This window comes from Rothia mucilaginosa (assembly GCF_901875305.1).
Lineage (GTDB): Bacteria > Actinomycetota > Actinomycetes > Actinomycetales > Micrococcaceae > Rothia.
Genome location: NZ_CABFLY010000001.1, coordinates 80,135 through 104,728 on the forward strand (window position 1 = coordinate 80,135; position 24,594 = coordinate 104,728).

Annotated in this window: 24 protein-coding genes and 4 tRNA genes; 24 read left to right on the plus strand and 4 right to left on the minus strand. The window is 59.0% G+C overall.

Going from position 1 to position 24,594, the window contains the following annotated elements:
- Nucleotides 1-396: 396 nt before the first annotated feature.
- Entirely contained in the window at nucleotides 397-1,125 is a 729-nt protein-coding gene (locus JX292_RS00340) for a histone acetyltransferase (protein WP_204860247.1), read from the minus strand.
- 133 nt (nucleotides 1,126-1,258) lie between these two features.
- Here JX292_RS00340 and JX292_RS00345 point away from each other — a divergent pair.
- From JX292_RS00345 to JX292_RS00375, 7 genes are all read left to right on the plus strand, one after another.
- A tRNA-Lys gene (locus JX292_RS00345) sits at nucleotides 1,259-1,331 on the plus strand.
- 96 nt (nucleotides 1,332-1,427) lie between these two features.
- Nucleotides 1,428-1,937: an asparaginase domain-containing protein gene (locus JX292_RS00350; RefSeq protein ID WP_204860249.1), complete on the plus strand. Its 510-nt coding sequence runs from the start codon at nucleotides 1,428-1,430 to the stop codon at nucleotides 1,935-1,937.
- Nucleotides 1,938-2,055: 118 nt separating this feature from the next.
- Complete coding sequence (locus JX292_RS00355) at nucleotides 2,056-2,544, plus strand: peptidase (protein WP_204860252.1); 489 nt, start codon at nucleotides 2,056-2,058, stop codon at nucleotides 2,542-2,544.
- Between the two features lie 137 nt (nucleotides 2,545-2,681).
- Nucleotides 2,682-3,488, plus strand: a complete 807-nt coding sequence (locus tag JX292_RS00360; RefSeq protein ID WP_204860255.1) for an organic solvent tolerance protein OstA — start codon at nucleotides 2,682-2,684, stop codon at nucleotides 3,486-3,488.
- A 159-nt stretch (nucleotides 3,489-3,647) separates the two neighbouring features.
- Nucleotides 3,648-4,262 (plus strand): multidrug DMT transporter permease, encoded by a 615-nt coding sequence (locus tag JX292_RS00365; RefSeq protein ID WP_239653550.1) that lies wholly within the window; start codon nucleotides 3,648-3,650, stop codon nucleotides 4,260-4,262.
- 62 nt (nucleotides 4,263-4,324) lie between these two features.
- Nucleotides 4,325-5,440, plus strand: a complete 1,116-nt coding sequence (locus JX292_RS00370; protein ID WP_204860257.1) for a hypothetical protein — start codon at nucleotides 4,325-4,327, stop codon at nucleotides 5,438-5,440.
- Nucleotides 5,441-5,530: 90 nt separating this feature from the next.
- A complete protein-coding gene (locus JX292_RS00375) occupies nucleotides 5,531-6,049 on the plus strand; it encodes a hypothetical protein (protein ID WP_204860259.1) in 519 nt (172 codons plus the stop codon).
- Between the two features lie 91 nt (nucleotides 6,050-6,140).
- Here the strand turns inward: JX292_RS00375 and JX292_RS00380 are convergent, their stop codons facing one another.
- Entirely contained in the window at nucleotides 6,141-6,797 is a 657-nt protein-coding gene (locus JX292_RS00380; protein ID WP_204860262.1) for a DedA family protein, read from the minus strand.
- Between the two features lie 297 nt (nucleotides 6,798-7,094).
- Here JX292_RS00380 and JX292_RS00385 point away from each other — a divergent pair, with 297 nt between their 5' ends.
- From JX292_RS00385 to JX292_RS00425, 9 genes are all read left to right on the plus strand, one after another.
- Nucleotides 7,095-9,248 carry a RecQ family ATP-dependent DNA helicase gene (locus tag JX292_RS00385; RefSeq protein ID WP_204860264.1) on the plus strand — a complete coding sequence of 718 codons (2,154 nt, stop codon included), beginning with the start codon at nucleotides 7,095-7,097 and terminating at the stop codon, nucleotides 9,246-9,248.
- A gap of 35 nt (nucleotides 9,249-9,283) precedes the next feature.
- Nucleotides 9,284-9,811 carry a nucleoside deaminase gene (locus JX292_RS00390; protein WP_204860266.1) on the plus strand — a complete coding sequence of 176 codons (528 nt, stop codon included), beginning with the start codon at nucleotides 9,284-9,286 and terminating at the stop codon, nucleotides 9,809-9,811.
- A 452-nt stretch (nucleotides 9,812-10,263) separates the two neighbouring features.
- Nucleotides 10,264-11,127, plus strand: coding sequence for a multidrug ABC transporter ATPase (locus JX292_RS00395; protein WP_204860269.1), 864 nt, complete (start codon nucleotides 10,264-10,266; stop codon nucleotides 11,125-11,127).
- Between the two features lie 2 nt (nucleotides 11,128-11,129).
- Nucleotides 11,130-13,736, plus strand: a complete 2,607-nt coding sequence (locus JX292_RS00400) for a YhgE/Pip domain-containing protein (protein WP_204860271.1) — start codon at nucleotides 11,130-11,132, stop codon at nucleotides 13,734-13,736.
- Between the two features lie 79 nt (nucleotides 13,737-13,815).
- Nucleotides 13,816-14,436 (plus strand): TetR/AcrR family transcriptional regulator, encoded by a 621-nt coding sequence (locus tag JX292_RS00405; RefSeq protein ID WP_204860274.1) that lies wholly within the window; start codon nucleotides 13,816-13,818, stop codon nucleotides 14,434-14,436.
- A 190-nt stretch (nucleotides 14,437-14,626) separates the two neighbouring features.
- Nucleotides 14,627-14,713, plus strand: a tRNA-Ser gene (locus JX292_RS00410).
- A 102-nt stretch (nucleotides 14,714-14,815) separates the two neighbouring features.
- Entirely contained in the window at nucleotides 14,816-15,454 is a 639-nt protein-coding gene (upp, locus tag JX292_RS00415) for a uracil phosphoribosyltransferase (protein ID WP_204860276.1), read from the plus strand.
- A gap of 578 nt (nucleotides 15,455-16,032) precedes the next feature.
- Nucleotides 16,033-16,788 (plus strand): winged helix-turn-helix domain-containing protein, encoded by a 756-nt coding sequence (locus JX292_RS00420; protein ID WP_204860278.1) that lies wholly within the window; start codon nucleotides 16,033-16,035, stop codon nucleotides 16,786-16,788.
- Nucleotides 16,789-16,896: 108 nt separating this feature from the next.
- Nucleotides 16,897-17,442 carry a SixA phosphatase family protein gene (locus JX292_RS00425; protein WP_204860281.1) on the plus strand — a complete coding sequence of 182 codons (546 nt, stop codon included), beginning with the start codon at nucleotides 16,897-16,899 and terminating at the stop codon, nucleotides 17,440-17,442.
- Between the two features lie 63 nt (nucleotides 17,443-17,505).
- Here the strand turns inward: JX292_RS00425 and JX292_RS00430 are convergent.
- Nucleotides 17,506-17,597 (minus strand) — tRNA-Ser (locus tag JX292_RS00430).
- Nucleotides 17,598-17,854: 257 nt separating this feature from the next.
- Between JX292_RS00430 and JX292_RS00435 the strand changes: the two genes are divergently transcribed.
- From JX292_RS00435 to JX292_RS00460, 6 genes are all read left to right on the plus strand, one after another.
- Nucleotides 17,855-18,244, plus strand: coding sequence for a hypothetical protein (locus tag JX292_RS00435; RefSeq protein ID WP_204860283.1), 390 nt, complete (start codon nucleotides 17,855-17,857; stop codon nucleotides 18,242-18,244).
- Between the two features lie 272 nt (nucleotides 18,245-18,516).
- A complete protein-coding gene (locus tag JX292_RS00440) occupies nucleotides 18,517-18,846 on the plus strand; it encodes a DUF4190 domain-containing protein (protein WP_204860286.1) in 330 nt (109 codons plus the stop codon).
- Between the two features lie 206 nt (nucleotides 18,847-19,052).
- Entirely contained in the window at nucleotides 19,053-19,553 is a 501-nt protein-coding gene (locus JX292_RS00445) for a DUF4190 domain-containing protein (RefSeq protein ID WP_204860288.1), read from the plus strand.
- A 344-nt stretch (nucleotides 19,554-19,897) separates the two neighbouring features.
- Complete coding sequence (locus JX292_RS00450; RefSeq protein WP_204860290.1) at nucleotides 19,898-20,386, plus strand: hypothetical protein; 489 nt, start codon at nucleotides 19,898-19,900, stop codon at nucleotides 20,384-20,386.
- 416 nt (nucleotides 20,387-20,802) lie between these two features.
- The gene (locus tag JX292_RS00455; protein WP_239653551.1) at nucleotides 20,803-21,213 is read left to right on the plus strand and encodes a DUF4190 domain-containing protein; all 411 of its coding nucleotides are present in this window, start codon (nucleotides 20,803-20,805) and stop codon (nucleotides 21,211-21,213) included.
- Nucleotides 21,214-21,868: 655 nt separating this feature from the next.
- Nucleotides 21,869-22,357, plus strand: coding sequence for a hypothetical protein (locus JX292_RS00460; protein ID WP_204860292.1), 489 nt, complete (start codon nucleotides 21,869-21,871; stop codon nucleotides 22,355-22,357).
- A 100-nt stretch (nucleotides 22,358-22,457) separates the two neighbouring features.
- Here JX292_RS00460 and JX292_RS00465 read toward each other — a convergent pair.
- Nucleotides 22,458-22,545 (minus strand) — tRNA-Ser (locus JX292_RS00465).
- A gap of 125 nt (nucleotides 22,546-22,670) precedes the next feature.
- Between JX292_RS00465 and JX292_RS00470 the strand changes: the two genes are divergently transcribed.
- Entirely contained in the window at nucleotides 22,671-23,681 is a 1,011-nt protein-coding gene (locus JX292_RS00470) for an NAD(P)H-quinone oxidoreductase (RefSeq protein ID WP_204860295.1), read from the plus strand.
- 217 nt (nucleotides 23,682-23,898) lie between these two features.
- Nucleotides 23,899-24,438 (plus strand): dehydrogenase, encoded by a 540-nt coding sequence (locus JX292_RS00475; protein ID WP_204860297.1) that lies wholly within the window; start codon nucleotides 23,899-23,901, stop codon nucleotides 24,436-24,438.
- Nucleotides 24,439-24,594 lie beyond the last annotated feature (156 nt).

The window sequence follows — 24,594 nt, forward strand, 5'->3', positions numbered from 1 at the left end:
GACCTCCACCGGAACGTTTAGGGATGTCGGGTTGGGAGCGCCTCTCGGCGGAAGGCCGCTCGAAGCGGCTAAAGATTTGGAGCCCGGGGCTACCTATTAGCAACCCGACATCTTGTAATCATTATCTACCCGAGCCCCCGTGAGAGTCAATCGAAAATGCCCGCCGCGCGCCCTTTCGCACGCAAAGCGGAACCTGTGCCAACTCGTGAAACTAACCTCAAGATGACGGCCTCACCCCGCCCTTAACCCTAGACTCTGACAAGGGCATTGAGCGTTCCAACAAAGCGCCTTATCGGGCCCCTATCGGCAGGGTATGAGCGCGGTGCGAACACCGGTGGCCAGCAGAGCGAGAAACCCCAGCAGAGGAGAAACCCCGGCAGAGCGAGGCACCAGCCTCTATGCTATTCCCTCCAAATCCCACTGGGAAGCTCCCGCGGCACGCCACTGGGCGGCCACCGCCTCCAGATCCTGCGCGTGTTGCTCCAGCTGCGCCGCCTGCCGCGGCATGCGTAGGTGACGCTCAACCGCCTCACGCTTAATCTCGTGGCTTGTTGCCACCGGGACTGTCGGCGCCGGATTACGCGAGTACCGCGCAAAATCCACTTGAATCCCCAGGGCCACAACGCGCGCGAAGGCCGCGCACCGCTCCATCGCCATATCCCAATCGCCCGTATACAGGCCGGCCAGGATCTCGTCAATCGTGTGCACAACCTCCTCGGCACCCGGCGGATCTGGCACACCCGCCACCACGTGCGAGCGGTAATCCTCCGCCATGCCCAGCTCAAAAGCGCGGCTCACCCCGCGCGGGGAGCGATGCACTGTATCCCGCAGCTGATACATGCGCCAGAGCGCTCCCGGCAGGGAATGTGCGCTCGCGTGCGACCACAGTTCGGCGAGCATTTCGATGCCGTAGTCGTCGGTGAAGCTGACGAGCCGCTCGGTCAGCTGCGGATCCTGCCCGCGCCCGCGCATCAGTAGAATGCGGGCCGAGGCGTGGGCCGCCTCCTCGCGGGCGGCGGGGTCCATGCCGCCCTCGTGCCGTTCAAACTTCTCGGTGGTAAAGAGGACGGGCCGGTGATGCGTGCGGCGGCGGTGCCCGCCGGTGGAAGATGCGGATGTAGACATAGGATTACCCAGTGTACCCCTGCGGCGGCTCCGCGTATTTTCGCCCGCCGTGCCGCGTCCTGCCCCGTTTCGGAGGTGAGTGCTGTAGTGTATAGTAGTTTTTATCTGCATGCTGTATAGCTATGCGGAAAGAGCGCCTTTAGCTCAGTCGGTAGAGCTACGGACTTTTAATCCGCAGGTCGTGGGTTCGAGCCCCACAGGGCGCACCGAACGACCCGTCGCCTCCCGCTTAGCGGGGGTCGGCGGGTTTTTGCGTCGTTATTGGTTCTGCTGCTCAAGAGATCAAGAGATGAGGAGACCCCGTGAGCGTCACCATTAAGAACCCTGAAGAAATCACGATTCTGGCCACCGGCGGCACAATCGATAAGTTCTACTCCGTTGCCGGCACGATGGATATCGGCGAACCTGCCGCTAAGAATCTGCTCGATCGCGTCATTACCGATGTGCGTTTCGACATCCGTCCGCTCATTGGCAAGGACAGCCTAGACATGACTGACGAGGACCGCGCCGAGCTGACCGAGGCCCTGGACGCCGTCACCAACACCCAGGTGCTCATCACCCACGGCACCGACACCATGCCCGAAACCGCCCGCTACCTGCTCGAGCATGCGCAGCTGGGTGAGAAGGTCGTGGTGCTGACCGGCGCGATGCAGCCGGCCGTCATGGGGCACTCCGATGCCGGTTTCAACCTGGGTGCTGCAATCGCCGCCCTGAACCTGCTGGACCCGGGCGTGTACATCAGCATGAGCGGCCGTATCTTCCCGGCTAAGAGTGTGCGCAAGGACCGTTCCCGAGGCATTTTTGAAGGCTAGTACGCCCGAGCCGGCATCGTCGTCTGGACCGGCACAGTTGCCGGAGGAACGCAGACGACGCTCCGTCATGCGGGGGCCCCGCGGTCCGGAACTTTTCGAGCCTGTGGAGGCCCCCGCTGTGGAGCTCTGGGATCTTGGCACTAGCAAACCCCTGCCGGTCAAGGCGCTCTACGCGGTGCGCATCGTACTGCTTATCGCCCCTGCGCTCGGCATGGTGTACTTCTTCATGCGGGTGGCCCTCTTCCCCGTGGGCGCCGTTCCGCTCGTGTACCTGGTTGTACACGGTTGGTTGGCGACCATCTACCGCGCCGACCGCTCCGTCATGCTGATTTACTGGGGCAACGCCGTCTCGGCGCTCCTGGCCGCGGCGATGAGTGTCTTCTTCGGGTACCTGCTATTCGCCCTGCACGGACCGGATGCGCTTTTTAGGCACTTCGGGGTGTTCTACGCGGGAGCGCTATTGACGGTCATGGGTTCGTTCGTGCTGGAGTTTCTCTTCTCGCTGTTCTACGTGGTGGTTCTGCGCCGAGTCATTAGCCGTGATGAGGTTTTCCGCCGCGGGTCGCTCGCAGAGAACACCCCGCTCTCTGGGAATATCGGCGATTAAGAGGACGCCACCCATCGGCGCGTTGTGTGCGTCTCTGCGGACACCGTCCGTCACCCTTTTTCACGGCCGGGAAGCCTTCAACTACGCATGATACGGTAGAGGCGTAAACCGTCGTCCACGCCGTCAGGAGGAGATTTATGGGTACCCCGGACCGGACCACAGATGGTTCCGCACCGTCCGTCGGAACTCCGGATAGCACCGCCGTGCGAACCCGGTATCAGGCGCCCATCCGTAACCTGCGGCCCGCCTCCCCGGAGGTGAGCGCCCCCTCCACCGCGATGCACCGCGCTGTTCCCGTGAATGCCGTGCAGATTACCCCCGCGGAGGATGTGCCCCGGCCTGCCTCGCACGTCGTGCAGGCTCCGGCTACTTCCCTCAACCCGGTGGTGGCTCCGGCCGTGCTTCCGGCGTTCCTTCGCACCTACTCCCATGAAGAGCTCAAGAAACGCCAGAGTCAGCTACGGAAGAACCTGCTGGTGCGCATCGCTATTCTGAGTGTTCTGGGCCTGACGGAGGGCCTCATCATCGCCCAGTACACGCAACCGCTGGCGATTTGCTTCTGGCTGATTGCGGCCCTGTATATCATCGTTCAGGCCTGGCCGCTTTTGCGCCCGCCGAACGACGTCGCCGACACCTCTGTGTACAGTATTTGGGCGATTTGCTCCCTGATTGGGTATATCTGCGTGGGGCTGGTGCTTTCGCCCATCACGTTCCTGCTCCTCATGCTGGACTGGGCGGGCGTCTCCATGGGCTTTGACCCGATGGTGGTGCTCTGTTGCCTGGGCCTGGTGTGGGTGAGCGAGATTGGCCTGTCCCTACTGACGATTTATCGTTTCAACGAGTTGAGGACCGCGCTCACGCATCCCGCCGCGCAGGGTAAGGTTGATGAATCTGACGTATCTGAAGATTCAGGTGCGGGTGAGGAGCCCAACCCTTCCGACTAGCTAACCCTTCCGATGAGGATTCCGCCGGAACACCCCGGCCGATGCACATCAGCTCACCGAACACACCGCATTTCACCACATCATACGTACTCTGTTCGCACCCGCCCGGCTCATCAGCCTTCGTGTATCGTGGCGCGCAGACCCTCGAAAGATCCAACCATGTCTACCCCCGAATCCGTACCGCTTCCCGCGGCTGTAGCTTCTCCCGAGGCATCCGCGAAATCCTCACGATCCAAACCGCCGACCCCGAACCTTGTGTCGGTTGCCGGTTGGGTGCTCCTGGCTATTTCTGCGGGCTGGGTGGCGCTACTGGTGTACACCACCGTGTCGCTGACGACGACCCATCTTCCGCGCCTGTCCACTTGGCATTCTTCCACCCTTGTGGAGGCGCAGGCCTACTACCCGGTGCTCTTCCTGATGTTGTGCACCCTCGGAAATGTGGTGCTACACAGTTTCTGTACGGTGGCGTTCATTCGCGGCTACCGTTGGGCCGCGGTGGTGCTTTCGGTGTCTTTGGTGATGGGTATTATCTCGGCGATGCTGATTATGTTGAGCGTGGGCGCTATGCTTGCCACGCTGAACGGTGCGCCCAGCCAGGAGGTTGAGTTCCTGCTGAGTAACTCATCGCCCTTGTATGCGCCCGTGTATATTGCCGGGGTGTACTTGGTGGTGTGTGTTATTGCGTTGGGGTTGGTGTGGTCGCGCCAGTCGCGTGCCTATATGGCGGCCCGTAGCTCGTGGCGCTTGAGTCGCCGCAAGGATTACCTGCTCTAACCCCGGCCGCGGGCTTGCGGTTCATCGATAATTTATTCACAACCACCGATAAGGATGACCCCGTGTACCCTACTTCCGACCCTGCACACGAGTCACAAACCCGCACCGACCCCGATGACGGCGAAGAACAGATTGAGCCGGTGCAGAAGACTTCGGTGCTCATCAATATTTCCTTCTGCCTGGGCGTGGGGCTCATGCTCGTGTACGCGGGTTTGGATGCGCACCAGGCCCTCGCCTCTGCCGGACACGGCTGGGATATCGTGTCAATTTTCACCATTGCCGTGCCTCGCCTCCTGAGCGGAACCATCTGGGTGGAACTGATCATCCTGTGCTTCCTGGCGGTCATGTGCACGGGTAGCAGAGGCGCACGTCAGACGCTGATGCTCTACGCGGCCGTCTGCTGCCTGAGCGGTATGCTCATCACCGCGGGCTCTTTCGACCTGGCCGGCTTTTTCTTTCCGGCTTTCACCGCGCTGAACCCCGCGACGAGCCCGGCTACCGCCTCCCTGACTGTGACGAAGGTGCTGGTCATCATCGTGGGTGTTGGGGCCGCACTTTTCATTTTTCTGCTGGGCCTTGTCTCTACCCGGGATGAGGAGGGCGTCCTGTCTGAGGAGCCTCCGGCATCCGCGGCGGAGAGCATGGAAAACGTGGCTGGGGCCGACGAAGAGACGGGCATGACCATCGAGGAGAGGCAAGCCGCCCATTACCTGGAAATGCTCCGGCTGATTGACGAGGAGGAACGGGTAACTCGCACTCCCGCCGAGCAGCGAATCCTCGACCTTCGCGCGAAGATGGCGGTGACGGAAAACCCCCTGGAGAAGCAACGTCTGGAGGGCGAGATTCTGCTGACGCTCCGCGCCGAGCGCGCCGGTCTAGAACCTTACGACGGTGAGCTCGACGGTGACGAACCGGTCGACGGCGAGCTGTTCGATGACGAGCCGGTCGATGAGGAGAACGTCCTCAGCCATCAGAATGCAGATACAGAAACACGTGCTCGCCTGGAAGAGGCGCAGGCACATCGGAAAGAGCAGGATGCCGACCGACGGGCTGAAGAGGCCGTCGCCCAGCAGTACAAGACGACCCGCCGTAAGGCTGCACGAAAGAAGCCTCGCAAAGAACAGCGCGGCTATAAGGACACCTCCGTGTATACCGAGGAAGGCTACCGCCTCAACTAGTGGTGCGTCTCGCTCCTAAACAATCCTCCAAACAGACTATTCGGTTCTCTGTCAGCGGGATGGAGGACATAGAAAGGACAAACACACACGATGTCAGAATACGCGCCCCCGGGGCAGGCCCCTCGTTACCAGGAGAAGCGCAAACGACACAGCAATCGCCCCGTCGCCCTCATTGGGGTGACGGTGTGCATCGTAATGGTGATTGTGTTCAATGCCGCGAAGGTTACCATGGGCGCTCTCGAGAACAATCACACTTCCCTGAGCTATGAAGCTATATCGGATGTTGCTGTCCCCGCTCTGTTGCAGGGAGCCCTCATGGATGCGCTAAACCTTATTGTCCTCTGGAAACTCTGGCAGAGGCGCCGCTGGGCGCACGGCTTTGCCATTCTCATAGGTATCGTGGGTTTGCTTTACGGCATCTTCATCTTCATGGGTGCCGCCGAGTACTACAACTCTGCCAATATTGGGGCGATGGGCGCCGCTGAGTATCTGAAGCTCGTGTTCATCGTTGCGCTGGCAAACGCACCCACCGTCTGCTACCTCGTTATGACGGTGCTACTGTTTACGCCCAGCCTGTTGCGGCGTACATACGCCAACGAAATGTACTAAAAATCTGAGGGGTGGGGATGTCAGAACGACCTCCCCACCCCTCAGAGCGTACCGGCGGATCCCCGTATCGTGCGGGGTATCCCTTAAACGGTTACTCAGCGGATTCGCGCTTAGCCTTCGAACGGCCGCGCAGGTACTCGATAAAGACCGGCACCACAGAAACCACCACAATAATCACGGCAATGTACTCGATGTTGTTGTGCACGAACGGAATACCGCCCAGCAACACACCGGCCACACCAATCACACCAATCCACGCAATAGCGCCGACAGCGTTCCACAGGTGGAACCTCTTACGGTCGTACGAAGAAATACCGGCCGCCAGCGAAACGAAGGTACGCACAATCGGCACGAAACGACCCAGAACCAGAGCCAAGCTACCGCGCTCACGGAAGAACTTCTCCGTGGTGTGCAGGTTCTTCGTGCTCAGAATCTTCGCGTCATCCTTGAAGATGTTGCGGCCGTAGCGGGCACCAATCTGATAACCCACCTCAGCGCCAGCCATCGCCACAATCACCAGCACGGGGAACGCAACCCACAGCGACAGACCCATCTGCTGGTGCAGCATGCCCAGCGCAAAAACCAGGGAGTCACCCGGAAGAACCGGGAACAGTACACCCGACTCAATGAAAACAATGATCGCCGAAACAACCAGAACCCAGGGGCCGGTGTCGAGCAGGAACTGTTCAAGGTTAAGACCCAGCAACGCAACCGGAAGCTGCGCGAGGGCGGCGGCAAGAAAAGTCATGAAAAATCCTGAACTGTGAGTGGACCGCGCGCACGGATCGGCGGCGGGGTAACACCAGCATAGAGAACGTGCCTATGGTGAACATAGTGCAAAACTATGCGGAGGCTGTGTAGCACAGAGACAATTCTACCGGGGTTTAGCCCGGACGCGCGGGTGAGCGAGGCGTAAATCTCCGGGCCCGAGAACGAAACGGCGCGCAGTAACCGGCTCCGAAGCCGGGGAGCGCCGGGTGTGACATGATGGGAAGACAACGCGTCGGCACGCTCGCCCGCAAACCACCCACCGTCGGAGAAAACCATGAACCCCCAGCAGCCGGACACCACCGCCTCCCTGCGCGACGAAGCCCGCGAACTGCTACGCCGCCTCACCGGCGCTCCCGAAGCCGACTTCCACGACGGCCAGTACGAAGCGATTCACGCCCTCGTAGCCGACCGCGCCCGTACCCTGGTGGTGCAGCGCACCGGCTGGGGTAAATCCGCGGTCTACTTCATCTCCTCACTACTCCTGCGCGCCCGAGGCACCGGGCCGGCACTCATCATCTCCCCGCTGCTGTCGCTCATGCGCGACCAGGTGGCCGCCGCCTCCCGCGCGGGGGTGCGCGCCGCCATGGTGAACTCGGCGAACGTCACCGAGTGGGACCGCATCCGCGAACAGGTCGAGGCCGACGAGCTTGACGTGCTCCTGGTCGGCCCCGAGCGGCTCAATAACCCGGCGTTCCGCGAGCAGTGGCTACCGTTTCTCACGCCACGCCTGGGCCTGCTCGTGATTGACGAGGCGCACTGCATCTCGGACTGGGGCCACGACTTCCGCCCGGACTACCGCCGTATCGGCGCGCTGATTTCTTCTCTGCCCGCCGGCGTGCCCGTGCTCGCTACAACCGCCACCGCAAACGACCGCGTGACCCGTGATATCGCCGAGCAGCTCAGTGCGGCCGCCACTGCTCCCGTGCATGTCATCCGCGGCCCGCTCTCCCGCACCTCCCTGCGACTGGGCGTGCTCGCACTGCCCGACGAAAGCCAGCGCCTGGGCTGGCTCATGGTGCACCTACACGAGCTACCCGGCTCGGGTATCATCTACGCGCTGACCGTTTCGGCGGCGGAGGATACCGCATCCGCCCTGCGCGCCCGCGGCTACGACGTGCTCGCTTACACCGGCAAGACCGACCCGGACGAACGCATGGCCGCCGAGCAGGCCCTTAAGGAGAACCGTGTTAAGGCCCTCGTGGCGACCAGCGCCCTCGGCATGGGCTTCGATAAGCCCGACCTGGGGTTTGTGGTGCACCTGGGTGCGCCGTCGTCTGCGGTGAGCTACTACCAGCAGATTGGCCGTGCGGGCCGCGGGGCCGTCAATGCAGACGTTCTGCTTCTGCCCGGGCGCGGTGACCGCGCCATCTGGGAGTATTTCGCGACCTCCTCGATGCCGGATGAAGAGCAGGCCCTGCAGGTGCTGGTTGCCCTGGAGCAGACCCCCGAGGGTCTGAGCCTCGCCGCGCTGGAGGCGCGTGTGCAGTTGCGCCGCTCAACCCTGGAGCTGCTACTCAAGGTCCTGGACGTCGAAGGCGCCGTTGTGAAGGAGGGAAGCCGCTGGTGCCGCACCTCCGCTGCCTGGAGCTACGACCGTGAACGCTACGCGGGGGTTGCGCGTGCGCGCGTGCGCGAGCAGGAATCCATGCTGGAGTACGAGCGGACGGAGGGGTGCCGCATGGTGTTCCTTGCCCGACAGCTGGATGATACCTCCGCCCAGCCTTGCGGCCGATGCGATCGGTGCGCCGGGCCCTGGTACTCGACGCAGGTTCCCGAGGAGGCGCAGCAGGCGGCGCGTCAGAGCTTCGCCACCGTGGGGGTTCCGGTGGAGCCGCGCCGCATGTGGCCCACCGGTCTGGACCAGCTGATGGGTGCCTCCGCTCCGCGCGGTCGCCTATCGAAGGACGAGCAGGCCGAGCCCGGTTACGCGTTGGCGCGCTTGAGCGATATGGGGTATGGAACGCGCCTGCGTGAGCTCTTCGCCACGAATGAGCTGGGTGAGCCCGTTGACTCTGAGGTGCCGGCAGATTTGGGCCGCGCTTGCGTGAAGGTGTTGGCGGCGTGGCAGTGGGGTGCCGCGGGGCGACCGGCCGCGGTGTTGACGTTGCCGTCGCCGGTACGTCCTCGCTTGGCGCAGTCCTTGGGCCGGGGATTGGCTTCGGTGGGTCGCTTGATGGATTTGGGGCAGGTGTCTTTGGTGGAGGAGCCCCGTTTCTTTGGCGGTAATAGCGCTTTCCGCTGTACGGATGTTCTACGTTCGTACCTGGTTCCGAGTGAGGTGCTGGATTATGTGCGCGAGAATCGCTGTGCGGTTCTGTTGGTGTCGGATGTGGTGGATTCCCGCTGGGCGAATACGGTGGTGGCTCACGCGTTGAGGGCGGCCGGGGCCGCCGCGGTGTATCCTTTTTCTTTGGCCGCCACTCACTAGTCGCGTTTCATGTTTTTACTCTCTGACGAGGTAATATGTTATATTCGGAATATTTAAATTTGATGGTTTCTGATGGTTCTTCCACCGTGCTCAGTGACATCCCCGCTCGCGCCGATCACGATGAGTGGATGGGCCTTGCCCTGACTGAGGGCGCTGCCGCGGGGGAGCGTGGCGAGATTCCCATCGGTGCTGTCGTCGTGGACGAGCACGGGACCGTCCTTGCTTCCGCCGGCAACACTCGAGAGCGGGAACACGATCCCAGCGCCCACGCGGAGGTGAACGCGATTCGTCAGGCGGCGGCGCGGCTGGGGCAGTGGCGGCTAGAGGGATGCACCCTCGTGGTGACCGTTGAACCCTGCCTGATGTGCGCTGGTACGATTCTGGCCTCCCGCGTCTCGACGGTGGTTTTTGGTGCCTGGGAGGAGAAGACGGGCGCCTCCGGTAGCCGTTACGATGTGCTGCGGGACGGGCGTGTGGCGCCGGCTCCGGAGGTGTATGCGGGGGTGCGCGCTGAGGAGTGCGCGCGGCTCATGCTGAATTTTTTTAGGGAGCGACGCTCCTGAGTGTATTCCTGACCCTGGATCTCGGTGGTGCGCTTCTCGACGATGCACCCCTCAGTGAGCCCTGTCGTCGGTATTCTGCTCCGAGCATTTCGGCGGGCGGGTTCTGCCGCCCTGCCTTATCATCCCGGGTCTGCTTCTTCACCCCGTTTTGCCCGGTTGAGCCCCGGGTCCGTCCTGGGGCTTGTCGTGGTATGGGGCCTGGTGAAACCGGTCATGGTTTCGTGGCTTATTTGAACGAAATACCCCAATTCTTTGAAAAATACTCCGGAAATTTCAAAAATAGACGCTTTTTCACCCGAAAATCCTCACAAAACCACACATAACCGGGTCTACGATATATAAGCATCGGAGCCTGAGAATCCCTCCGCGTCCTGAAGTAGGTGACGCGGAACGCGGTCCTCGGGCTCGTACTTTTACCCGTTCTACCCGTCGTACCGACTGAAGGGACCGCTGTGCTTCGCGTTGACAACATCTGGGCTAAGGGGCGTCACCACGCCCTTTTTGGTCGTACCACTTTCTCGGTGGGTGGGGGCGAAGTCATTATCGTTCAGGCTGACAGCCAGATGGAGCGCACTTCCCTGGGCCTGGCTCTTACGGGTCGTTTGCCTCTGTCGGGCGGCGAGATTTGCTGGAGTGCTGGCGATGAGGAGCCGCAGCCGATTTCCATGAAGAAGTTGCGCCGCATCAGCGATATCGTTGATTCCCCCGATGTGACCGCTCCCGAACAGCATATGCGCGTGTACGACTATGTCTCTGAGATGCTCTCCTATAATCTGCCGGTTTTTGGTCGTTCCCGTGCAGGCCGTTGGTTGAAGGAGCACGGCCTCGAGGATCTGGATGGTCTGTGGATGGATGAGCTGGATGGCGAGATGAATATTGAGCTGATGGCGGCTTTGGCGCAGAGTAGCCCTTCGGATCTGCTGGTCTTTGATACTCCGTCGCGCCATTTGAATCACACGCGCATGTGGCTTCCTTTCCTGGAGGAGCTGGCTAATGACGAGGACCGCCCGCGCACTGTGGTGGCGATTGTGCCTCATATTTCGGGGGATTGGCATGGCGCTCGTGCTGTGGTGGGTAGTGTCCACATGGATCAGGACGGCGAGTTTGAGCCGGCTGAGGAGCCTGCAGAAGAGCTGACTGAGACGGAAGAGCTGACCCAGGCTGAGCCCACAATCGATGTGGTTGAGGTGCGTGAGGTGGAGGAAATCCCCTCGACTTCTTCGATTCCTCTCATCCCCGCGGCGTCCGGCGTGACCGAGGCCGTTCGGACCGTTGACCAGAAACCTAACGCCCAGAAGACCGCTGAGAAGGAGTAAGAATGACTGTTCTGCGTGTTGCTCTTGTTGAGCTTAAGCGCCTGACTAGCGGTGTTTTGCCGGTCCTGGTGCTTATTGCGATGTCCTGCATCCCCCTGCTGTATGGTGCGCTGTACTTGTACGGTAACTGGGATGCCTACGGTCATGTGAATGGCATTGTGGGTGCCCTCGTGGTTGAGGATGAGGGCGCTACGGATTCTTCCGGTCAGCAGGTGAATACCGGTGCTGATGTGAAGAAGAATCTCCTGGATGCCGGTACGTTTGATTGGCGTCAGGTTCCGACCCGTGAAGAGGCTGTCGACGGGGTGGAGAAGGGTACCTACGATTTTGCGTTGGTGATTCCGAAGAATTTCTCGCGTAATCTGCAGAGTGCCGCCGCGTTTAAGCCGGATGCCGATGGTAAGACGGGCACGATTGATCCTCAGTCGGCCGGTATTGAGATTGTCACGAATGACGCGAATAACTATGTGTTGACGAATATTGTGACGAAGGCGGGCACGTCGGTGCGTGATTCGGTGGCCTCGAAGGTGGGTAATGCTACCGCGAATGCGTTGTTGGCGAGCTTCACGACGATTCACTCGAAGATGGGTGAGGCTGCTGATGGTGCGTCGAAGGTTAATAACGGTACGGTCAAGCTGGCTGATGCGATTGTTCAGCTTAAGGATGGCTCTGCCACGGTGAATGATGGTGCCCTCAAGCTGAAGGATGGTACGGTCACCCTTTCTGATGGTACGACTCAGTTGGTGGATGCGCAGAAGCAGTTGGCTGAGGGCGCGGAGAAGTTGGCGAGTGGTGCTGAGAAGCTGGACTCGGGTGCTGAGAAGCTGGATTCGGGTGCTGAGAAGCTGGTGGACGGTTCGACGACCTTGAAGAATGGCACTTCGACTTTGGCTTCTGCTGCGGCTTCGGCTTCTGATGGTGCGTCGAAGTTGAAGGATGGTTCGGCTACGCTGGCTGAGGGTACGTCTTCGTTGAAGGATGGTTCGGCTACGCTGGCTCGGGGTGCGAACAGCCTGGCTGAGGGTACTCATAAGTTGCGTCAGGGTCTGGACCAGTCGGGTATTCGTGAGCTGCCGGGCCAGCTGAACGCGATGTGTCAGCATCTGCAGCAGACGGATACTTCTGCTCCGAGTGGTGATTTTGGTCGGGATTTGTCGAATACTGTGGTGTCGGCGAGTGCGCAGCGGCTTCGTGAGCGTTTGGCTCCGCTGGTGGCTGCTGGCACCATGACCCAGCAGCAGGCTGACGAGCTGGTGTCTTCGGTGGATTCTGATGAGTTTAAGGGTGAGGTGGCGACGCTGAACCAGAAGGCTTTGGAGTCTCAGTTGGTTTCGCGTGATGCGGTTGCTGCGGATGTTATGTCGAAGCTGCAGGCCCTGAAGTCGAGCCACTGTGTTGCGGATGGTTCGTCGTCTTCGGCGGCTAAGATTCAGACCCTGGTGTCGGGTGTGGATGCACTGGATGCGGCTTCCACCTCGGTGGCGAAGGGCGCCTCTTCTTTGGCTGATGGTGCGGCCCGTGTTGATGATGGTGCGTCTTCTCTTGCGTCGGGTTCTGCGGCGTTGGCTGATGGTAATTCCAAGATTGCTTCGGGTGCGTCTTCTCTTGCGTCGGGTTCTGCGACCTTGGCTGAGGGTACTGAGAATTTGAAGTCGGGTACTGATTCGCTTAAGAGTGGTGCTGCGACTTTGAAGGATGGTTCGGGTACTTTGGCGGAGAAGGAGCAGGCGGCTGTTGAGGGCCAGCAGAAGGTGGCTGATGGCGCGTCGAACCTGAAGGATGGTGCATCCCAGCTGAGCGATGGTACGGGGAAGCTGGCTAATGGCACGGATCAGCTGCACAGCGGCGCTTCGGAGCTGAAGGAGGGCACTTCCTCTCTGCAGAGTGGCCTGGCTTCTGGTACGAAGCAGGTTCCGAATCTTTCGGAATCGGATCAGACGAAGGTTGCTGACACGATGTCGAATCCGGTGACGCTTTCGCACAATTCTTTGGCTTCGGGCCGTAACTATGGTGAGGGCATGGGTCCGTTCTTCATGTGTCTGGCGCTGTGGATTGGTGGTTTGATGCTGGTTCAGACGTTGCGCGTGATGAATAACCGTGCGTTGGCTTCGCATGCTCCGTCGATTCGTGTGATGCTCGGTAGTTGGATGCCGTTTGGCCTGGTGGGTGTGGCTCAGGCAACGCTCATGTTTGTGGTGATTAAGTTTGGCTTGGGCTTTGAGATGGCTCATCCGTGGCTGGTGTGGTTGTTCCTGTGCTTTGTGGCGCTGGTTTTCACTGGTTTCATTCATGGTTTGACGGTGTTTTTGAGTGCGCCCGGCAAGTTGATGGCTTTGGTGGTTCTGATTCTGCAGTTGGTGACCGGTGGCGGCACGATGCCGTATGAGACTTTGCCTGAGCCGATTCGTTGGATGCATGATTTCTTCCCGATGGGTTATGCGGTGACGGGTATGCGTCGTCTGTCGTACGGTGTGAATGAGTCGAGCTTGTGGGGCATCATGCTGGTTTTGGCCTTGTGGGGTCTGGCGGGCTTGTTGTTGGGTTATCTGGGCACGCGGCGTGACCGCACGTGGTCGTTGAAGAAGCTCGCCCCGGAGATTACGGTGTAAGGCGCCTTGTTAGCTCGCATAGTGGAACACTGTCTAATAAAATAGAGGCATACCTGCAAAAAGGGAGGGAGGACTTCTGATGTTGCAGCGCCCAGTCGCTGAAGCTGCAAGTCGTCGTCCCGGTCGTACTGGTAAGACTCAGTTGAAGTTGTTCAACGCTGCTATGGAGATCATGACCCAGAAGGGGCTTGAGTACGCCACTGTTGAAGAGGTGGCGGCTCGGGCGGGCGTTTCTAAGGGAACCGTATATTACAATTTCGGTTCTAAGAAGACTATGGTGGATCAGCTGGTTCAGTACGGCACGCAGTTGCTGCTGAGCGATGCGCGCCGCGCGGCGTCGGTTCATTCTGATCCGCGTGAGGCGTTGCGGAGTGCCGTTCGTGCCGCGTTCCAGTATCTTGAGGACCGTCCGGGTTTTACTCGGATGTGGCTTGCTGAGGCGTGGAAGGGTGCGGAGGGTTGGACGGAGGCGATGAGCGATAACCGCCAGGATCTTCTGGAGTATCTGGAGGAGATGACGGAGGCTGTGGCTCGCCGCTATACGGTTGATACTGCTCAGAATCCTCGTGCGATTGCGATCTCTATGTTCGGTGCGATTTATATGCTTGCCATGGATCGTGAGGTTCATCAGGTTGACCGTAACGCTGAGGACGCAACGCGTGCTGTCATGCTGGTTATAGACGGGTATATCCGTCATTAGACGAATCTGCAGAGTTCGTTGATGGTGCCGGGACTTCGGTGTCGGGTGTCGAAAAGGGTGCGGTAAAAGGGCCGTGAAAGGGGCGACACCCGGCTGCCGCGCATGTTGTGTGTCTTGGTGGGAGAATATATGGTGTGGCCCTGTGCCTTCTTGCCCTTTCTGTTGGGGCGTGCTATGATTTTCCACTGTTGGTGGTGTGTCCGAGCGGCCGAAGGTGCATCACTCGAAATGATGTTTGGTGTAAAAGCCAACGGGGGTTCAAATCCCTCCACCACCGCACTGGTGAAAGCCCGTCGAGCTGAGCTCGGCGGGTTTTCTGTTTGTGGGGTTGTGCGGCTCGCCTGTGAATGTATATGCGAGTGCGAGTAAAATTTATGCTATGCGTATTAAGATTCTTGACCACCCGTTGGTCGCCCATAAGATTAGTGTTCTGCGCGATAAGAACACTCCTTCTCCGATTTTCCGTCAGCTGGTTGATGAGCTGGTGACCCTTCTGGCTTACGAGGCGACTCGCGAGATTCGCGTGGAAGAGGTTGAGGTTGTGACTCCGGTGGCGACCACTACCGGTGTGCGTATTGCCTCTCCGAAGCCGCTGGTGGTGCCGATTCTGCGTGCTGGTTTGGGCATGCTGGAGGGCATGACTCGTATGGTACCGACTGCTGAAGTGGGTTTCTTGGGTATGGCTCGTAATGAGGAGACCCTGGATATCGTGACCTACGCTGAGCGTCTGCCGGAGGATTTGACGGGCCGTCAGGTGTATCTGCTGGACCCGATGCTGGCTACCGGTGGCACTCTGATTGAGGCTATTAAGTTTTTGCGTAAGCGTGGTGCTGAGTCGGTGACTTGCGTGTGCCTGATTGCTGCTCCTGAGGGTATTGCTGCTCTGGAGAAGGGTGTCGAGGGCATGGAGAACGTGGATCTGTTCTTGGCTGCCCGTGATGAGCGTCTGAACGAGAAGGCTTACATTGTTCCCGGTCTGGGGGACGCAGGCGATCGCCTGTACGGTTTGGCTGAATAATTTTTGATTCGGTTTCGTGAGACGGTTCGGCTAGACCGAATTTGTGTACCGTCCCCGCGCTGGCTATTCGATAGTCTGCGCGGGGACGGTTTTGTGTTGTGGGGTGTGCCTAGGGTGTGAGGCCTAGGGCGTGGAGTATGTGGCGTTGTTGGTCTCTTGGTGTGAGTGGGGGAATCTCAAAATCTGTATGTGACGAGAAACACTTTATGTGGATGTTGTTGGGTTCGTGGGGTGTTTTGAGAGACGTTGAGGCTTTTACTAGAAGCATGAAAATACAGCGTGCCGCGCCATCTCGCCGCTTTGAATGAATATTTATGTGCTGGGTGTGCGGTGGGGCTGAACGTAGGGTGGATCCGACCCGGGTGAGTGGAGGGTGTATTGTACTCCTCTTTGAGTGTAGGAAGAATTCACGATGCCGAATCCGCTTGATTTATCCGTCAAATAGGAGAAATATTAAGAGAAAGGATTGATGCTCGAACAGGTATTGGGGACTGTTGGGCTACGCGTCACTTCCGGCGCACCCCCACCACCATGTAGGCAAGGGAATTCCTACATAGACTTTGAGAGAAGGTTGAACCATGTCAGGTGCTGTACCTGGATACGTCCACATCTCCCAGCGAGGCCGTGCCGCTAAGCGTCAGGCTGTCCAGCCTCATCGTCCCGCCGCGCCCGCCGCAACGTTGCGTCCGATGACATTCACGGCGGGGGATTCCTCCGTTCATAAGAGTGCTCAGGAGAATGAGGCGCGCGGCTTCGTGCTTTATGTGGGTCTGAATGAGGAGCTGGCCGCCGCAAACGGTACTTCTCTGGTGCGTATCGTTCAGGATTTGCGCACGTATGCTCACCACCTGGCTCCTGAATCGGAGTCGTATGCTGCCGTGGCGCTGGCTCCTGTGAATGCCGAGGGTAGCGATCTTGAGGTGGTCCGCAACGCGCTGGGTGACCCGACCGCTGTATACACTTACCCGGAGGCGAACGCCGCCCGCGAGGCGGATGGCATGAATGGCCACTCTTCGGGTGTGCTGATTGATTTGGCGCGCCGTGAGGTGTTCCTGGATGGTGAGCCGCTGATGCTGACCTTCAAGGAGTTTGAGCTATTGGCCCACCTGGTGGAGAACAGCTCCCGCACGGTTGGCCGTGAGGAGTTGCTGAAGGCCCTGTGGAGCTCGGGTGACGAGCATCCGCACGAGCGTACGATTGACGTGCATATTCGTCGCCTGCGTTCGAAGCTGGGCCGCTTGTCGGGTACCGTGCGTACGGTGCGCGGTCAGGGTTACCGCTTCTTTGAGCACCCCGAGGTTGTTGTCTGGGCTGCTCCGGAATACTCGATTTAGCTTTTTAGGGTGCACCCCGGTGCGCCGGCCCGGTGCCGGTGTGCCGGGGTTTACTCATGCCGGGTGGCGGGTGCGCGGGGGTGGTGTGTCTCTGGATAGAATGGGTATATGGCTGAGAATTCTTCCAACACTGCATCCGGTTCGCATCGTCGCGGAGCTAAGCGCCTGATTATTATGCGCCATGCGGAGGCCGATTGGGGCCTGAACGATTTTGATCGCCCCCTGACCAAGCGCGGTCACGAGCAGGCCGCCGCCGCGGGGGCCTGGTTGGCTTCGCGAGGCTATATTCCCGAGCAGATTATGTCTTCGTCGGCGTTGCGCACGCGTCAGACGACCACCTGGGTTTCGGATGGTTTGGGTGCTAAGGCCCCGACAGCGCATCTGGATGAGGGTCTGTATGAGGTTTCGGCCGCTCGCATCATTGCACGCATTAACGGCGTTACAGAGAATGTTCATTCGCTGATGGTGGTGTCGCACCTGCCCGGTGTGCAGGATGCCGCGCAACGTCTGATGAGCCCTGATTCTGACCCGAATGCGTCCATGGATGTGTACTATGGCTTCCCGCCCTCTTCCATTGCGGTGTTTGAGGTGCCGGGGGAGTGGGCTCTGCTTGATGGTGCGGATGCGCGCCTTGTGGATTTCAGGAGCTTCTAGACTTTGTGCCCGAATGAAATGGGTAAAGCAAAAGCCCCGTACCAACCGGTACGGGGCTTTTAGTGGCGGAGACGGGGGGATTTGAACCCCCGGTCGAGTTTAACCCCGACCCTTCATTAGCAGTGAAGTCCATTCGGCCGCTCTGGCACGTCTCCACGGTGCGCCCGTGAGCGCATCCCTATAAGAATATAGGCTGTTTTGCGCTTGGTCAATTCGACCTGTGAGGCAGGAGAGATACATATGGGTAGGGCGATATCAGTTTCTTTGTAGCTGTGATTTCTTTACCTGCGAGAAACGTGTGAACATGGCTGTTTAACCTTTAAATACCCTGGATTTAGGTTTTTGAGTCATTTAGGTGATGTAGTTTTGAGGTTAGAGATAACATTGCGGCCCAGATAGAAAGGCTCCTCCCATGACTACTACCGTTCCCCAGGTACCCCAGGTTTCTCAGAGCGCTTCCTCCTCGGTAAACACCCCTGCTTTCAATAATCAGCAGTTTGTGCAGCCGGTGTATGTTCTTCCTAAACAGAAGAATTCGTACTCTGTGAAATGGGCTATTGCACTGTTCTCGGTCATCATCGGTGTTCTTGGACTGATTAGTGGTTTTGTTCTGATGTTTCAGACGAATGGAGGTGGTCCCTTCGTTCTGGGTCTTGCCGGTTTGATTCTAGCGATTGTTTCACGCTACCGCGGTAATATGGGCGCGGCTGGTATCGCGTTGGGAATTGTGAATATGCTGCTCGGTGTCCTGACTCAGCCCATTGAGATGTTGCTATTGGTTCTGGTTATGATGCATGTTTAGACAATATCTTTCATAGCTACTGGTCGGAGAAAGCCCGCGTGCGCCCCGTGTGCCCGCGGGCTTTTGCGTCTCCGCCTGCTTAGCTGTAGCAGTTTTTATGGTCACCTGACGCGGGTTTTTCGTCGTGGACTATGGGCTAGGGGCTTTGAGGTTCATAAGCATGTTCGATAGACTGCTACTGTCCGACCGATAAATAGAGGGCACCTCTGGCGTGTGATTTTTCCGTATAGCGTTGCCAGAGTTGTCTTATTTACTCAACGAAATGAGAAATCATGTCTGAAAACCCCAACAACCCCCAGCCCCAGTTCAATCAGGACCCCCAGTTCAGCCAGCAGGCGCCCCAGTACGGTCAGCCGGTTCCGACTCCTGAGCAGCAGGCTCAGGCGAAGAAGGCAAAGACCCTGTCGATTGTCTCTCTGGTGAGCGGTATTGTGGGTCTGTTTATCTTCGGTTACATCCTCGGTATTGTAGCAATTGTGACTGGTCGTCTGGCTATGAATAACCCCGAGCTGAAGTCCCGTGGTATGGCTATTGCCGGTACTGTTCTGGGTATTGTCGGTATTGTTTTGATGATTGTTTTGAGGATTCTTGTAAAGCAGTAGAACTGGCTGTTCAAAGCGGTTTCGTAGTTTGTGAAAGGCCCGCGTACACCTCGTGTGCACGCGGGCCTTTGCGCGCCCGCTCAGCCTTCCTGCCGACGCATTATGATGCGTTGTGGCTCAAGAATGACGAGTTCAGTTGTGCATGCCTGGACGATGAGTTAGTGTGAGTAAGGTTTGAAACACGCCATTCACGAAAGAGGGACCATATGTCTCAGAATCCGCAGGATTCGAACTCCTACGACTACAACCCTGATTACAACAACCTGAACGAGCAGAATGTTCAGGGTCAGCCCAGCCAGTATGGTCAGCAGCAGTACCAGCAGCCTGGTCAGTATGGCCAGCCCATGATGGTTCCCGTCGGTATTATTCAGAAGACCCCCGAGCAGCTCGCGGGCGAGAAGGCTGCTCAGACCTCCATGGTGCTGGGCATTATCGGTCTGGTCTGCAACTTCATCGTCAGCTGGTGGTCGTTCGGTCTGCCCTCCCTGATCCTGGGCGTTATTGGTATCTTCAAGGCGAACGAGGCGGAGCGTTACGGCGCGGCTGCTTCGGCAGGTCGCATCATGAGCTGGATTAACGCAGTTATTGGTGGCCTGTACCTGCTGTTCCTTGGCGGTTTTGTGCTGCTGGGTCTTATCGGTATTGCAGGTGCTGCTTCTTCCTCCAGCCACTTCTCCGGACTGGTCAGCGCTTTGACCCTCTTCTAGGAGGCTTGGCCCCGAGCGGGCACTCTTAAGGCCCCGTTCCTCAGCACGAGGAACGGGGCCTTTACTGTGTATATCCCGTATATTTTGGGGATTGGGCCCGAGGTGTTTGGCTCCTTCTGACCGCAGGGGTACGGTGTGAGTGAGGGGCGAGGCATCAGGTGAAGGCTCGCCGAAGTATACGTTCGAAAGGTGCCTGTGATGCCACAGAGCCCGTTTCTTGACCCGTACTCTGGCCCGCCCATGCGTCCGTGTTCTAATCCTTGCCGCCGCAAGCGGGGCACGGGTGCTGGTGCATCCCCTGAAATACCTGTCGCATATATAAATACTGAAAGATCGTGGTTATTATGTCTCAGAATCCTCAGCCTCAAGAACCCGAACCGTTCGACTATAACCCCGCCTACAATCAGCTCTACGAGGGCCGCGATGCCGGCCAGGGCGCGGGCGGCGAGCCGCGGAATGTCCCAGCCACCTACCAACCTGCCGGGGCGTACACCCCGCCTCCTGCTGCTTCTACCTATCCGGGGAACGTCCCGGGGAATAATGTCACACCCCCTGGCTTTCTGGAGGAGGGCCAGAAAGCGGCACAGCGTTCGTTGACGTTTGGCATCATCAGCGTAGTGCTCATTCTCCTCATGTATTGGATTCCCTACTCCACCCTCGGATCAATTATTCTGGGCGCCCTGGGAATTTCGGCCGCGCGAGACGCGGAACGCCACGGTGTGCCGGCAAAGGCGGGGCGCATCCTCAGCTGGATTGGCGTGGTCCTGCCCATCGCCCTGACGGTCTTTGCGATTATTACCCTCCTGGCACTCCTGTTCACCCTGAAGGGATAGCCGAGTTAGCGGTTCGGCTGGCCGAGACTTCTGGAACCGAGCCCACCATCTTTTGTCTGCAACATGTAGAAGTCCCGTTTCTCGAATTGAGGCGCGGGGCTTCCGCATATTCGCGGAATCCCGAACTAACGCTCGAGGTGTCTTACGCGGCTCAGAATGACGGGTGTAGTTGCCCCCGTTCCATTGATGGGCTAGGGTGAATATTGTTTAACACACACCTGCCGCACGAAAGTGAAACGCCATGTCTCGGAATCCGTGGGGTTCTGACTCCTACGATTACAACCCGGACTACAACCACCTGAACGAGCAGTACGATCAGAACAGCCAGTATGGCCAGTATGGGCAGGGTTCGTACGGCCAATACGGGCAGAGCTCTTACGATCAGTATCCCTATGACCCGTACGGCCAAGACCTATATGGATCAGAATCAGTACGACCCGTACGGTTACCAGTATGACCAGCCCATGATGGCCCCAGCCGGCTTTCTGCAGAAGACCCCCGAGCAGTTTTTTGGTGAGAAGGCTGCCCAGACCTCCACTGTGCTTGGCGTTATCGGCTTGATCTGTATCGCGACTCTCAACTGGTGGCTGCTCGGTCTGCCCTCCCTGGTTCTGGGTGTTATCGGTGTTCTTAAAGCGAATGAGGCGGAACGCTGCGGCGCCGCTGCTTCGGCAGGCCGCATCCTGAACTGGATTAACGTAGCCGCTGGTGGCATATTCCTAGTGCTTTTCGGCGGAGCTTTTCTGCTGGCGCTCATGCTGGCTCTTTCGGATTCTGCCGCTAATTCAGAGTTGGTTGATGCCGCGCAGATACTGGCACTTCTCTAAAAACTTTGCCCTTCTCGAAGAGGTAAGAGCCCCGCTCCTCACAATGAGGAGCGGGGCTTTGCTGTACATATGCCGTATATTTTGCGTATTGGGCCGGACACGCTTGTTCCCTCTGATGGGAAGGTCTAGGGTGAAGTTAACACCCGGTATTGAAAGGTTGTGGATGCGATGTCGCAGCTGCCCCAAAACAACGAAGCTTTCGATTACAACCCCGAATACGCCAAGCTTTACCGGCAAAATGGTAACGGGCAACCCATCGTTGGGTCCGCAGGGGGCCCACTGCAACCCGCGAGTGGGTTCCCGAGTCAGAAAACTGGGCGGAGCGCCGAGAACCTCTCCTTACTCTTCGGTATCCTCAGTTTAGTGTGCATCCCGGGTATTCGATGGACGCTGTACGCCATCCCTTTCTCACTGATACTGAGTGTTTTAGGTATCTGGCAGGCGCGAGTGGCACGACGGCACGGTGCGCGCGCTACCGCGGGTATGATTCTCAGCGCGGTGGGTATAGTCGTTGTCCTTCTTCTCGTTGCCCTCATCATATTGATTCTGAACGCTTTGTCGGGCATCCACTAATCACAGCGGCTCGATGTCGAGCCTAAATGCTCTCTCAACCCGATAGGCACTTAACACCCGGTATTGAAAGGTTGTGGATGCGATGTCGCAGCTACCCCAAAACAACGAAGCCTTCGATTACAACCCCGAGTACGCCAAGCTCTACCAGGCAAATGACAGCCTGCCGTCCGACGCTGACGACACGGACGAATGGCAACAACCTGCGAGCGAGCTACCTCTCGACGTGCAAGGGGCACCAGACGGTAAAAAGGCAGCGAACCTCTCCCTGCTTTTTGGCGTTCTCGGCCCGCTGTCTTTCGTTCTAGGGTTTCGATGGGCTGCCTATGGTTATGCAATCGGTTCAGCCCTGGCTCTCGCTGCCCCATTGCTGAACGTCTTGGGTATCTGGCAGGCGTTCGTGGCACGACGATACGGTAAGCGCGCCATCGGTGGTCTGCTTCTTAATGGGCTGGAGCTATGCATTTTTATTGGTATTGTCGCCCTGATTATCATGATTCTGAGCGCTTTGTCTGGGTTAAATGATGCAGGCCCGTCGAGGAGCCTGAACGCTCTTATGCTGTACTGGAACTAGCCTCGAGAACTTAAAATCTTCAATACGAAAAAGCCCCGTTCCTCATGTTGGGAACGGGGCTTTTACCCTCCGCCTGTGAGGCGGGGGAGATGCATGAATGCGGATGGTAAGGGATTTGAACCCTTGAGACGGGGTTACCGCCTACTGGTTTTCAAGACCAGCTCCTTCGGCCGCTCGGACAACCATCCATGCGCTCCAGAGACCGGCATTTTATCTCAACGCCGTGCCGCAGGGCACTACGAGATTATCTCATGATGTATGCTTTCTGTAAATCGAGTGCCGATGAAGGCACATCCGCTCAGGAGGAGGGCTCATGCGAGCAATTATTGAGGAAAACCACGGCGGCCCTGAGGTGCTGCGAGTCAGCGAAATTCCCGCCCCCGTTCCCCATTCGCGCGAGGTGCTCATCCGTGTTCGCGCCGCCGGAATCAACCGTGCGGATGCCCTGCAACGCCGCGGATTCTACCCGCCCCCTCCCGAATCGAGCTCCATCTACGGCCTGGAAGTGGCCGGAGAAATTGAGGCCGTCGGCGAGGGAGCATCCGTCGAGAACTGCGGTCGCCCCGTGATGGCCCTGCTCCCCGGTGGAGGGTACGCCGACTACGTGACGGCTCCGGTGGACCTGCTGCTGCCGAAGCCCGAGAACCTAAGCTTTGAAGAGGCCGCGGCACTGCCCGAGGTGGCCGCCACGGTCTACTCCAACCTGGTGCTGACCTGCGGTATGAGCATGGACCCCGCCGAGAACCTGCGCGAGGACGGGCAGAGCGCCACGGTGCTGATACACGGCGGCACCGGGGGTATCGGCGTACACGCGATTCAGGTGGCCCTGGCCGCGGGAACCCGCGTATTCGCCACGGTTGGAACCGAGGAGAAAGCGGAGTACGTGCGCTCGTTGGGTGCCGAACCCATCGTATATCGAGAACAATCATTCCGGGATATTGTGCTGTCGGAGACCGGTGGCCGCGGCGCAGACTACATCCTGGACGTCGTGGGTGGGCGGTACTTTGAGGACAACCTGCACACCCTCGCCGACGGCGGGCACCTGTGCATCATTGGGCTGCAGGGCGGGCGGAAGGCCGAGGTGGACCTCGCATACGCGCTCACGCACCGGCTCTCGGTGCACGCCACGAACCTGCGCAGCCGCTCCGAGGCTCAGAAGGCCGAGATTTTGCGCGGTGTGCGCGAGCAGATCCTCCCGTTGGTTGAGTCGGGTCGTATCGGCGTGGGCCTGGACCGGGTGTTCCCCCTGGAAGCCGCGGCTGAGGCACACGAGTACTTTGATTCTGATCAGCACCGCGGCAAGGTGGTGCTTCGGGTCGATTAGGGAGTGAGTAGTGTCGCGGGGTGCGGAGAAAACCTTGTCGTCGCGCTCCGCAAAACGTGACACAAATACTCATATTTCCCTGACAACCCGTCACCAAAAGAAAATTTAGGGTAACCTAAGTATGGGTGGGTTAGCGGCCCGCCGCCGCATGTACCGACCGCGAGCGGCTCCCACCCGATAACCGTTCACGGCACACACCCAACGCAGAGGAGGACACATGGGACTCAAAAGCTACCTGCAATCGCGCCGAGACGACGCAGAGCTCGGCAAGGGCATCTGGCGTCGCTCCCACGACCGCTTTATCCGCGGTATCGACCGATTCCACCAGGTGCTTGAGCGTCTGGCGAGCACCGAGTCCTCCGCCTCCATGATTGAGCTCATCGTGCCGGACGCCAACGAGCTCGCCGACCTCATCCCCCGAGTGCGTGCCGTCGCCATGGAAGCCCACCGCCTCGCTCCCAGCGACGGCGATATTCCCGCCTCCCCATTCGGCACCTACTCCGACCTCAACCGCGCCCTCTCCAAGGCCGGCAACGCTGTAGCCCTCTGCGCTGAGGCCCTGGCCATGGCCCGCTGCTTCGGCGAGTGCGCCACCGGATGCGACCGCCAGGTGAGCGTGCACCGCCGCGTGGAGACCGTGGTGCAGCATATTCAGGAAGCCGAACGTCTAATTCGTCGCGCCCAGAAGGAAGCCGTCGGCGAGCTGACCTTCGACGACGGAATCCCCGTGGGACGAACCGAGCTCATCAAAGCCTAATGGTGCGTCAGTTTGGTGCTCCATCGGGCACACGATACGCTTAAAAAGAGGTGCATGACACCCCGCAGGCGGTTCGGTCACAATGGAAGTGACGATGGTACGAAATCGAGAATCGCAGCTCGGTCCAGGCCCTCTACGGCACAACCAATGCATCAA

Excerpts from the sequence above, each read along its gene's own strand:
- JX292_RS00340 (WP_204860247.1), bottom strand. The coding sequence starts at position 1,125 with ATGTCTACATCCGCATCTTCCACCGGCGGGCACCGCCGCCGCACGCAT.
- JX292_RS00360 (WP_204860255.1), top strand. The coding sequence starts at position 2,682 with ATGGGTACCCCGGACCGGACCACAGATGGTTCCGCACCGTCCGTCGGA.
- JX292_RS00365 (WP_239653550.1), top strand. The coding sequence starts at position 3,648 with ATGTCTACCCCCGAATCCGTACCGCTTCCCGCGGCTGTAGCTTCTCCC.
- JX292_RS00375 (WP_204860259.1), top strand. The coding sequence starts at position 5,531 with ATGTCAGAATACGCGCCCCCGGGGCAGGCCCCTCGTTACCAGGAGAAG.
- JX292_RS00380 (WP_204860262.1), bottom strand. The coding sequence starts at position 6,797 with ATGACTTTTCTTGCCGCCGCCCTCGCGCAGCTTCCGGTTGCGTTGCTG.
- JX292_RS00385 (WP_204860264.1), top strand. The coding sequence starts at position 7,095 with ATGAACCCCCAGCAGCCGGACACCACCGCCTCCCTGCGCGACGAAGCC.
- JX292_RS00390 (WP_204860266.1), top strand. The coding sequence starts at position 9,284 with ATGTTATATTCGGAATATTTAAATTTGATGGTTTCTGATGGTTCTTCC.
- JX292_RS00400 (WP_204860271.1), top strand. The coding sequence starts at position 11,130 with ATGACTGTTCTGCGTGTTGCTCTTGTTGAGCTTAAGCGCCTGACTAGC.
- JX292_RS00405 (WP_204860274.1), top strand. The coding sequence starts at position 13,816 with ATGTTGCAGCGCCCAGTCGCTGAAGCTGCAAGTCGTCGTCCCGGTCGT.
- upp (WP_204860276.1), top strand. The coding sequence starts at position 14,816 with ATGCGTATTAAGATTCTTGACCACCCGTTGGTCGCCCATAAGATTAGT.
- JX292_RS00420 (WP_204860278.1), top strand. The coding sequence starts at position 16,033 with ATGTCAGGTGCTGTACCTGGATACGTCCACATCTCCCAGCGAGGCCGT.
- JX292_RS00425 (WP_204860281.1), top strand. The coding sequence starts at position 16,897 with ATGGCTGAGAATTCTTCCAACACTGCATCCGGTTCGCATCGTCGCGGA.
- JX292_RS00435 (WP_204860283.1), top strand. The coding sequence starts at position 17,855 with ATGACTACTACCGTTCCCCAGGTACCCCAGGTTTCTCAGAGCGCTTCC.
- JX292_RS00440 (WP_204860286.1), top strand. The coding sequence starts at position 18,517 with ATGTCTGAAAACCCCAACAACCCCCAGCCCCAGTTCAATCAGGACCCC.
- JX292_RS00445 (WP_204860288.1), top strand. The coding sequence starts at position 19,053 with ATGTCTCAGAATCCGCAGGATTCGAACTCCTACGACTACAACCCTGAT.
- JX292_RS00450 (WP_204860290.1), top strand. The coding sequence starts at position 19,898 with ATGTCTCAGAATCCTCAGCCTCAAGAACCCGAACCGTTCGACTATAAC.
- JX292_RS00455 (WP_239653551.1), top strand. The coding sequence starts at position 20,803 with ATGGATCAGAATCAGTACGACCCGTACGGTTACCAGTATGACCAGCCC.
- JX292_RS00460 (WP_204860292.1), top strand. The coding sequence starts at position 21,869 with ATGTCGCAGCTACCCCAAAACAACGAAGCCTTCGATTACAACCCCGAG.
- JX292_RS00470 (WP_204860295.1), top strand. The coding sequence starts at position 22,671 with ATGCGAGCAATTATTGAGGAAAACCACGGCGGCCCTGAGGTGCTGCGA.
- JX292_RS00475 (WP_204860297.1), top strand. The coding sequence starts at position 23,899 with ATGGGACTCAAAAGCTACCTGCAATCGCGCCGAGACGACGCAGAGCTC.